The organism is Micromonospora sp. C31 (assembly GCF_018070575.1).
GTDB lineage: Bacteria > Actinomycetota > Actinomycetes > Mycobacteriales > Micromonosporaceae > Micromonospora.
Genome location: NZ_JAGPXN010000004.1, coordinates 32,067 through 43,299, shown reverse-complemented (window position 1 = coordinate 43,299; position 11,233 = coordinate 32,067). Strand labels below are relative to the sequence as shown.

The 11,233-nt window shown below is 76.5% G+C and carries 1 protein-coding gene; it reads right to left on the bottom strand.

All coding sequences use genetic code 11. The annotated features are described in order from the left end of the window. Positions 1 to 34: 34 nt before the first annotated feature. Positions 35 to 11,230, bottom strand: coding sequence for a type I polyketide synthase (locus KBX06_RS07960; RefSeq protein ID WP_210833590.1), 11,196 nt, complete (start codon positions 11,228 to 11,230; stop codon positions 35 to 37). Positions 11,231 to 11,233: the final 3 nt, after the last annotated feature.

The following is an 11,233-nucleotide window of genomic DNA, read 5'->3' as shown; positions in this document are numbered from 1 at the left end:
TCACTCGGCATGCCGATGTCGTTGCGGCTGGTGGTCACGACGTCTCCAGCTCGCGGTCGATCAGGTCGAAGATGTTCTCGGCGGTGGCCGACTCCAGGTCGTCGTCGCCGTCCGCGTCCGCCTGCCGCTCGGTCAGCCGGTCCAGCAGGCCGTGCAGCCGGTCGGTGATCCGGCGGAACTCGTCGTCGGCCGGGTCGAGCCCGCCGAGCACCGCCTCCAGCCGGTCGAGTTCCCGGCCGGCCGTCGACGGGTCGCCCGCCGGGGCCGCCGGGGCGAACTGCCCGGCGAGGTGGGCGGCGAGCGCCTCGGGCGTCGGGTTGTCGAAGACCAGCGTCGCCGGCAGCCGCAGCCCGGTGGCCGCGCCGAGGCGGTTGCGCAGCTCGACCGCGGTGAGCGAGTCGAAGCCGAGTTCCCGGAACGCGCGGGTCGGCTCGATGCCGGCCGGGTCGCCGTGGCCGAGGACGACCGCCACGTGCGACAGCACCAGGTCGCGCAGGGCGCGCACCCGCTTGTCGTCGGGCAGGGCGCGCAGCGTCTCGGCGTACGCCTGCCCGTCGGCGGCCTCGCCGGCCGCGGCCCGGCGGCCGGCGGCGCGGACCAGGTTGGTCAGCAGCGGGTGGACGGGCGTCCCGGGTGCGGCCACCCCGGTGACGATCTTGGCGGGCATCAGGCTCGCCCGCTCCGAGCGCCAGACCGCGTCGAACAGGGCGAGACCCTCGTCGTCGGCCAGGGCGGCCATGCCACCCCGGTCGAGGCGACGGATGTCGGCCGAGTCGAGGTGCCCGGTCATGCCGCTGGCCTGGGCCCAGCGGCCCCAGGCGAGCGCGACCGCCGGCAGCCCGAGGGCCCGGCGGTGCTCGGCGAGGGCGTCGAGGAACGCGTTGCCGGCGGCGTAGTTGCCCTGGCCGGGGCCGCCGAACACGCCGGCGGCGGCCGAGAAGAGCACGAACGCGCTCAGGTCGTGGCCGAGGGTGGCCCGGTGCAGGTTCCAGGCCACGTCGACCTTGGGCCGCAGCACCGCGTCGAGGCGGTCGCCGGTGAGCGACTCGACCGTGGCGTCGTCGAGGACGCCGGCGGCGTGCACGACGGCACGCAGCGGGTGCCGCCGGTCCACCATGGCGAGCACGTCCGCCACGGCGTCCGGGTCGGCCAGGTCGGCCGCGACGATCGACACGTCCGCGCCGAGCGCCTTGAGGTCGGCGAGCAGCTCGTCGGCGCCCTCGGCGTCCGGGCCGCGCCGGCTGACCAGGAGCAGCTGCCGGGCGTCGTGCGCGGTGACCAGGTGCCGGCAGAGCAGCGCACCGAGGGTGCCGGTCGCCCCGGAGACCAGGACCGTGCCGTCGAGGCGGGGCGCCTGCGGGATGCTCAGGGCGAGCTTGCCGACGTGCCGGGCCTGGCTGAGGAAGCGGAAGGCCTCGGGGGCACGCCGGACGTCCCACGTACGCCGGGGCAACGGCCGCAGCGCCCCGCCGGCGAAGAGCGCCATCAGCTCGCCCAGCATCGCGCCGATCTTCTCCGGGCCGGCCTCGATGAGGTCGAAGACCTGGTAGCTGACGCCGGGGTGCTCGGCGGTGACGCGCTGCGGGTCCCGCTTGTCGGTCTTGCCCATCTCGACGAACCGGCCGCCGTCGGCGAGCAGCCGCAGCGACGCGTCGACGTACTCGCCGCTGAGCGCGTTGAGCACCACGTCGACGCCCCGCCCGCCGGTGCGGTGGGCGAACTCCCCGGCGAAGTCGAGGCTGCGGGAGGAGGCGAGGTGCGCGTCGTCGAAGCCGGTGGCGCGCAGCGCCGGCCACTTGCCGGGGCTGGCCGTGCCGTAGACCTCCGCGCCGAGGTGACGGGCGATCTGCACGGCGGCCATGCCGACGCCGCCGGCCGCCGCGTGGACGAGCACGGACTCCCCGGCGCGCAGCCGGGCCAGCTCGACCAGGCCGTACCAGGCGGTCAGGAAGACCACGGGCACGGCGGCGGCGTCGGTGTAGGACCAGCCGTCGGGGATGCGGGTGAGCAGCCGGCGGTCGGTGACCGCGGCCGAGGAGAACGAGCCGGAGAAGATGCCCATCACCCGGTCGCCGGGGGCGAGGTCGGTGACCCCCGGCCCGACGCCGAGCACCACGCCGGCGCCCTCGTTGCCCAGCACCTCCTGGTCGGGGACCATGCCGAGGGCCAGCACCACGTCCCGGAAGTTCAGCCCGGAGGCGCGCATCCCGACCAGGACGTGGCCCGCCGGCAGTTCCCCGGTCGCTGCGGGGGCGGGCAGCAGGGCCAGGTTCTCCAGCGTGCCCTTCTCGGTGACGTCGAGGCGCCACGGCACCTCGTCGGCGGGCAGCGGCAGCACCCCGGCGTCGCGTGCCCGGGCCAGCCGGGGCACCAGCGGCACGCCGTCGCGCAGCGCGAGCTGCGGCTCGCCGGAGGCGACGGCCGCCGCAACGGCCGCCAGGGAGGCGGTGGCGTCGTCGGTGTCGAGCAGCGTGAACCGGCCGGGGTGCTCGGACTGCGCGGAGCGGACCAGCCCCCACAGGCTCGCCCGGGCCAGGTCGCGGGGAGCCTCGCCCGGGGCGGCGCCGACCGCGCCCCGGGTGTGCAGGACCAGCCGCGACTGCTCCAGCCGGGGCTCGCCCAACCACTGCTGCACCAGCGCGAGCGCGTCGCGGGCCGCGTCGTGCGCGGCCGCGCCGGCCCGCGCCGGGTCCGACTCCGCGCCGGAGCGCAGGTCCAGCACCACATCGGGTACGTCCCCGGACTCCCCGACGTCGGCGACCAGCGCCGCCAGGTCGGCGTGGGCCCGCACCGGGTGCCCGACGGCGGTGAGCGCCCCGGCGAGGCCGAGGGCGTCGTCGCCGAGCAGCGCCCAGCGGACCGGCTCCCCCACCGGCGCGTCGGCGCGCGGCAGCGGCGTCCAGTCCAGGTGGAACACCGAGGTGCGGCGCAGGGCGGCGGCCTCGTCGGCCCGGCCGGCGGCGACCGGGCGGAAGGTCAGCGACTCGACGGTCGCGACGGGCTGGCCGGCGGTGTCGGCGAGCGTGACCGCGACGGTGTCCGGGCCGAGCGGACGCAGCCGTACCCGCAGCCGGGTGGCGCCGTGGGCGTGCAGGGCGACGGAGCGGAAGGCGAACGGCATCCAGCCCGCGCCGGAGGTGTCCGCCGGGTCGCCGAGCAGGGCGGTGACCCCGCTGGCCTGCAGGGCCGCGTCGAACAGGGCCGGGTGCAGCCCGAAGCGGGACGCGTCGGCGGTCGCCTCCTCGGGCAGGGCCACCTCGGCGTAGACCTCGCCGTCGCCGCGCCACACCCGGCGCAGGCCGCGGAAGGCGGGGCCGTAGCCGAGGCCGCCCCCGGCCATCTCGGCGTACCAGGCGTCCAGGTCGGCGTCGACCTCGACGGCGTCGGCCGGCGGCCACTGCCCCGGTACGACCGTCGGGGCGGGCAGCTGCGACAGCAGCAGGCCCTCGGCGTGCCGGGTCCACTCGGCGTCGGCGTTCTCCTCGGGCCGGGAGTGCACGGTGACGCTCCGCTCGCCGGTGTCGCCGGGCGGGCCCACGCGCACCTGCACCTGCACCGCGCCGGCCGGCGGGAGCACCAGCGGGTTGATCAGCGTCAGGTCGCCCACCTGGCCGGCGTCGACCTCGTCGCCGGCCCGCACCACCATGTCCACCACGCCGGTGCCCGGGACGATCACCGCCCCGCCGACGGAGTGGTCGGCGAGCCACGGGTGGGTACGCACGGAGAGCCGCCCGGTCAGCACCACCGTCTGGTCGTCGGCGACGGGTACGGCCGCGCTGAGCAGCGGATGGTCGGTGTCCTGGAGGCCGGCGGAGCCGACGTCGCGTACCCGGTGCGCGGGCGCGTCCAGCCAGAAGCGTCCCCGTTCGAAGGCGTACGTGGGCAGCGCCACGGTGTCGGTCGGGGCCAGCACGGCCGTCAGGTCGACGGGTAGGCCGATCGCGTGGGCGGTGGCGAGGTTCGTCAGCAGCCGCGTCGCGTCGTCGTCACCCCTGCGCAGACTGCCCAGCGTGTGCCCGCTCGCGCCCGCGTCGTCCAGGATCGCCGTCACCGGCATCGCCAACACCGGATGCGGGGAGATCTCCACGAACGTCGTGTGCCCGGCAGCCACGGCCACCCGCACAGCAGCCTCGAACTGCACGGTCCGCCGCAGGTTGTCGTACCAGTAGTCCGCCGTCATCGAGACGGGATCCACCCACTCACCGGTCAGCGTCGACACCAGCCGGGTATGCCCCGGCCGCGGGCTCACGTCGGCCAGATCGGCGCGCAACTGCTCCGCGACCTCCTGCACCGCCACCGAGTGCGACGCGTAGTCCACCGGAATCAACCGCGCCCGCACCCCGTCGACCTGACACGCCTCCACCAGGCCCGCCACCGGCTGCGGCGGACCCGACACCACCACCGTCGACGGCCCGTTCACCGCCGCCACCCCGACACCCGCGAACGCGGCCAGCCGCTCGGCCACCGCCTCGGCCGACAGATCCACCGACGCCATCGTCCCCGTACCCCGCAGCACCGTCAGCGCCCGCGACCGCAACGCCACCGCCTTCGCCGCATCCTCCAGGGACAGGATCCCGGCCACACACGCCGCGCCGATCTCGCCCTGCGAGTGACCGATCACCGCCTGCGGCGTGACCCCCGCGTGCTGCCACACCGCGGCGAGGGCCATGCCGACGGCCCACAGCACCGGCTGCACGACCTCGACCCGCGCCAACCACGACTCGTCATCACCCGTCAACACCGACACTAGATCCACATCCAGATACGGCGCCAGGGCCCGCTGACACTCGGCCAGCCGCGCGTCGAACACCGGCGTACGCCCGATCAGACCGGCCGCCATCCGCGCCGACTGCGCACCCTGCCCCGGGAACACGAACACCGGGCCCGCACCGTGGGACGAGGCCGTGCCGGCGACGACGTTGCCGGCCGGCGACCCGGAAACCAGAGCATCCAACCCCGCCAGCAGGTCCGCCGCGCTCGACCCGACGACGGCCGCCCGCTGGTCGAACGTCGACCGGGTGGCGGCGAGGGACCAGCCCACCGCCGCCGCATCGACGTCGGCGTGCTCACGCACGTACCGCGCGAGCCGGGCCGCCTGGCCCGCGAGGGCGCGCTTCGAGCGCGCCGACACCGGCCACACCACGACGTCGGCGGCCACGAGCCCCGGACCGTGCTCGGCCGGAGCGGCGACCTCGGACGGCTCGTCGGCCTGCTCGATGATCACGTGGGCGTTCGTGCCAGACATGCCGAACGACGACACCGCCGCCCGACGTGGCCGCTGCACCTCGGACCACGGCCGCGACCGCGTCGCCAGCTCCACCGCACCGGCGCTCCAGTCGATGTGCGGCGACGGCTCGTCCACGTGCAGCGTCGCCGGCACGACTCCGTGCCGCATCGCCAGCACCATCTTGATCACACCGGCGACGCCCGAAGCGGCCTGGGTGTGCCCGATGTTGGACTTGATCGAGCCGAGCAGCAGCGGCTCGTCGGCCTTGCGGCCCTGGCCGTAGGTCGCCAGCAGGGCCTGCGCCTCGATCGGGTCACCGAGGGTGGTGCCGGTGCCGTGCGCCTCGACCACGTCCACGTCGGCGGCGGTCAGGCGCGCCGCCGCGAGGGCCTGCCGGATCACCCGCTGCTGCGAAGGGCCGTTCGGCGCCGTCAGCCCGTTGGACGCGCCGTCCTGGTTGACCGCCGACCCACGCACGATCGCCAGGACCCGGTGCCCGTTGCGCCGGGCGTCCGACAGCCGCTCCACCAGCAGCACGCCGACGCCCTCGCCCCAGCCGGTGCCGTCGGCGGCTGCCGCGAACGCCTTGCACCGGCCGTCGGCGGCCAGGCCGCGCTGCCGGGAGAACTCGAAGAAGGTGCCGGGGGTGGCCATGACCGTGACGCCGCCGGCGAGGGCCAGGTCGCACTCGCCGCGCCGCAGCGACTGCACCGCCAGGTGCAACGCCACGAGCGACGACGAACACGCCGTGTCCACCGACACCGCCGGCCCCTCCAACCCCAACGCGTACGCCACCCGGCCCGACACCACACTGGCGGCGTTGCCCGTGGCCCCGAACCCTTCGGCCTGCTCCCCCGCAGCCATCAGCAGGGCCCCATAGTCCTGACCATTCGTGCCCACGAACACCCCTGTTCGCGAACCCCGAAAAACCCCAGGCTCAACCCCTGCCCGCTCGACCGCCTCCCACGAGACCTCCAGCAGCAACCGCTGCTGCGGGTCCATGGCCGCCGCCTCGCGGGGCGAGATACCGAAGAAGCCCGGGTCGAACTCCCCCGCTGCGTGCAGGAAGCCGCCCTTGTCGGCGTAGGTGGTGCCGGGGTTGGCCGGGTCGGGGTCGTAGAGCCGGTCGAGGTCCCAGCCCCGGTCGGTCGGGAAGTCACCGATCGCGTCGATGCCGTCGGCGACGAGTCGCCACAGTTGCTCGGGATCGTCGACGCCGCCGGGGTAGCGGCAGGCCATGGCGACGATGGCCACCGGCTCGTCGTCGTCCACGGCCGCCGGGGCGACGTCGGTGACCGGGGCCGCGTCGACGCCGAAGAGCCCGGCGAGCAGGAAGCGGGCCAGCACCACCGGGGTGGGGTGGTCGAAGACCAGGGTGGTGGGCAGCGCCTGCCCGGTGGCGGCGGCGAGCCGGTTGCGCAGCTCCACCGCGGTCAGCGAGTCGAAGCCGAGGTCGCGGAACGCGGTGGTCGCCGGGACGGCCGCGGCCCCGCCGTCGTGGCCGAGCACGTCGGCGGCGAGTTCCCGGACCAGGTCCGCGACGGTCTCCTCCCGCCGGGCCGGGGTCAGCGCGGCGAGGCGCCGGCGCAGGGTCGCCGCCGGGCCCTCGTCGCCGTCGTCGACCGCGACGCCGCCGTCGAGGGCGGCCCGCGCCTCCGGTACGCCCTCCAGCAGCGGCCGTCGGCGGGCGGAGGCGTACGCGGGGGCGAACCGGGCCCAGTCCACGTCGGCCACCGTCACGGTGACATCGTCGTGGTCGAGGGCCTGCTGCAACGCGCCCATGGCGACGCTCGGGTCCATGGCGGGCAGGCCCCGGCGGCGCAGGTTCCGTTCGGCGTCGGCCGCGTGCATGCCGCCGTCGGCCCAGGGCCCCCAGGCGATGGCGGTGCCGGCCCGGCCGTCGGCGCGGCGCCGCTGCACCAGCGCGTCCAGGTAGGCGTTGCCGGCCGCGTACCCGGCCTGCCCGCCGCTGCCCCAGGTGGCGGCGATGGACGAGTAGACGACGAAGGCGTCCAGCTCCCGGTCGGCGAGCAGGTCGGCGAGGTGGGTGGCGCCGGCGGTCTTGCCGACGGTGACCTCGGCCAGCTCGGCCGGGGTGACCTCCGCCAGCGGGGTGGCCTGCGCGATGCCGGCGGTGTGCACGACGGTACGCACCGGCGGGCCGGCGGACTCGACCCGGTCGAGCAGGTCGGCGAGGGCGGCCCGGTCGGCGATGTCGCAGGCGGCGACGGTGACCCGGGTACCGAGGCCGGTCAGCTCGGTCTCCAGCTCGGCGGCGCCGGGGGCGGCCGGTCCGCGCCGGCTGACCAGCACGACGTGTTCGGCTCCGGCGGCGGCGAGCCAGCGGGCGGCGCGGGCGCCGAGCCCGCCGGTGCCGCCGGTGATCAGGGCGGTGCCGGTGGGTGTGAACCGGCGCACCGGCGGGCGGTCACCGAGGGCGGCGCGGACCAGGCGGCGGGCGAAGACGCCAGGGCCGCGTACCGCGAGCTGGTCCTCGCCGGTCGATCCGGTGAGGATCGCGGCGAGCCGGGTGGCGGCCCGGTCGTCGGGCTCCGGCGGCAGGTCGACGAGGCCGCCCCAGCGGTGCGGCGCCTCGACGCCGACGACCCGGCCGAGGCCCCAGATCGCGGCCTGCGCCGGATCGGCGAGCCGGTCGTACGAGGTGGCGGCGACCGCGCCCCGGGTGACCAGCCACAGCGGCGCGGCCAGCCCGGCGTCGCCGAGCGCCTGCACGAGCGTGAGGGTGGCGGTCAGGCCGGGCAGGCCGGTGCCGTCGGCGGCGGGCGGTTCCGCGGCGAGCAACGAGACGACGCCGGCGGGATCGACGCCGGCGAGGGACGCCGCGAGGCCGGCCCGGTCGGCGTCCGGCTCGACGGTCAGCGCCCGCACGTCGGCGCCGGCGCCGGTCAGCGCGGCCCGGACGGTCCGCGCCGCCGGGTCGTCGGCGCCGCCTTCGGGCAGCGCCAGCAGCCAGGTGCCGGTCAGCCGGGCGGGGACGGGTTCGCCGGTCACCTGCCACTCGGCCCGGTAGCGCCAGCCGTCGAGCACCGAGTGTTCCTGCCGCTGCCGCCGCCAGTCGGCGAGGACGGGCAGCAGCGTACGCAGCGACTCGGCGGCGGCGGAGTCGGTGACGGCGAGGGTGTCGCGCAGCGCGTCGAGGTCGGCGCGTTCGACGGCCGCCCAGAACCGCCGGTCGAGTACGCCGGCTGCGCCGGCGGCGGCCTCGTCGGCGGGCGCCTCGGCCGGTACCCAGTACTGCTGCCGCTCGAACGGGTACGTGGGCAGGCCGACGAGCCGGCCGGGCCGGTCGGCGAGGAGGTCCGCCCAGCGCACCGGCGTGCCGGCGACGTGGAGCTGGGCGAGGGCGGCGAGCAGGGCGCGGCGGTCCGGGCGGTCCCGGCGCAGCACCGGCACCACCACGGCGGGGGCGGCGTCGCCGGCCCCGGCCCCGGCCCCGGCGAGGGTCTCCTGGATGCTGGCGGTGAGGACGGCGTCGGGGCCGACCTCCACGAAGGTGCCGACGCCGTTGGCGCGCAGGGTGCGTACGCCGTCGGCGAAGCGGACCGCCTCCCGGACGTGGCGCACCCAGTAGCCGGGGTCGGTGAGCTGCGCCGGGTCGGCCAGCTCGCCGGTCAGGTTGGACACCACCGGCAGGGTGGGGGCGCGCAGGTCGAGGCCGGCGGCGACGGCGGCGAACTCGGCGAGCATCGGTTCCATCAGCGGGCTGTGGAAGGCGTGGCTGACCCGCAGCCGCCGCACCTTCACCCCCCGGCCGGTCCACAGTTCGGCCAGCTCGTCGATGGTCGCGCCGTCGCCGGAGACGACGACGGCGCCGGGGCCGTTGACGGCGGCGACGGCGACCCGGTCGGTCAGGTGGGCGATCGACTCGGCGACCCGCGCCTCGTCGGCGGCCACGGCGAGCATCGCGCCGCCGGCGGGCAGGGCCTGCATGAGTCGGCCCCGGGCGGCGACGAGGGCGCACGCGTCGTCGAGGGTGAGCACGCCGGCCACGTGGGCGGCGGTCAGCTCGCCGACGGAGTGCCCGGCGACCATGTCGGGGGCCAGCCCCCAGGAGCCGAGCAGCCGGTGCAGCGCCACCTCGACGGCGAACAGCGCGGCCTGGGTGAAGACGGTCTGGTCGAGCAGCGCGGCCTCGTCGGTGCCGGGCTCGGCGTGCAGCAGCGGCTTCAGCGGCCGGGGCAGCCGGTGGTCGAGGTGCGCGCAGACCTCGTCGAGCGCCTCGGCGAAGACCGGGTACGTCTCGTACAGTTCCCGGCCCGCTCCGGCGCGCTGGGCGCCCTGGCCGGAGAAGAGGAACGCGACCCCGCCCCGTTCGGCGGCGGCGCCGGTGACCAGTCCCGGGGCGGGCCGGTCCTCGGCGATGGCGTGCAGTGCGGCGAGCAGGCCGTCCCGGTCGTCGGCGAGGACGACCGCCCGGTGTTCCAGGGGCGAGCGGGAGACCACCGAGGTCCAGGCGACGTCGGCCGGCCGCAGGTCCGCGTCGTCGGCGACGTGGGCCGACCAGCGCTCGGCCTGGCGGCGCAGCGCGGTACGGGTGCGGCCGGTGAGCAGCACCGGCGCGGGTCCGGACGCCTCCGGCCGGTCGGCCTCGGCGTGGGCCGGCTCGGGCTGTTCGAGGATGAGATGGGTGTTGGTGCCGCTCATGCCGAAGGAGGACACGGCGGCCCGGCGCGGCCGGTCCACGGCCGGCCACGGCGTGGCCTCGGTGACCAGGTCGACCGCCCCGGCGGCCCAGTCCACGTGCGGGGTGGGCTCGTCGACGTGCAGGGTGGCCGGCACGATCCCGTGCCGCATCGCCTCCACCATCTTGATCACCCCGGCGATGCCGGCGGCGGCCTGGGTGTGGCCGATGTTGGACTTGATCGAGCCGAGCAGCAGCGGCGCGGCGTCGCCGCGCTCCCGGCCGTACGTGGCGAGCAGGGCCTGGGCCTCGATCGGGTCGCCGAGGACGGTGCCGGTGCCGTGCGCCTCCACCACGTCGACGAGGTCGGGGGTGAGCTTCGCGCCGGCCAGCGCCTGCCGGATGACCCGCTGCTGGGAGGGGCCGTTGGGGGCGGTGAGCCCGTTGGACGCGCCGTCGGAGTTGACCGCGGAGCTGCGGATGATCCCGAGCACGGGGTGGCCGTTGCGGCGGGCGTCGCTGAGCCGTTCCAGCAGCAGCATGCCGACGCCCTCGGACCAGCCGGTGCCGTCGGCGGAGGCGGCGAACGACTTGCACCGGCCGTCGGCGGCGAGGCCACGCTGCCGGGAGAACTCGACGAACGGGCCGGGGGTGGCCAGCACGGTCGCCCCGCCGGCCAGGGCGAGGCCGCACTCGCGTTGGCGTAGCGCCTGGCAGGCGAGGTGGATGGCGACCGACGCCGACGAGCAGGCGGTGTCCAGGGTGACCGTGGGGCCCTCCAGCCCGAACGTGTACGCCAGCCGGCCGGAGACCACGCTCGCGGCGGTGCCGGTCAGCACGTACCCCTCGACGCCGGGCGCCCGGTGCAGCACGGCGGCGTAGTCCTGCCCGGAGGTGCCGACGAAGACGCCGGAGCGGCTGCCGCGCAGCGACAGCGGGGCGATGCCGGCCCGCTCGAACAGCTCCCAGGTGACCTCCAGCAGCAGTCGCTGCTGCGGGTCCATGGCGACCGCCTCGCGCGGCGAGATGCCGAACAGCGCGGCGTCGAAGCGCCCCGCGTCGTGCAGGAACCCGCCGGAGGTGGTGTACGAGGTGCCGGCGTTGTCCGGGTCGGCGTGGTAGAGCCGCTCCAGGTCCCAGCCCCGGTCGGTGGGGAACTCGCCGATGGCGTCCCCGCCGGACGAGACGAACTCCCACAGCTGTTCGGGCGAGCTGATGCCACCCGGGTAGCGGCAGCTCATCGCCACGATCGCCACCGGCTCGGACTCCTCGGCGGTGACCTCGCGCAGCCGTTGGCGGGTCTGCTGAAGTTCGGCGACGACCCGCGTCAGGTATTCGCGCAGCCGCTCTTCGTCCGCCATGAC

Coding starts and splice junctions, on each gene's coding strand:
- KBX06_RS07960 (WP_210833590.1), bottom strand. CDS start 11,230: ATGGCGGACGAAGAGCGGCTGCGCGAATACCTGACGCGGGTCGTCGCC.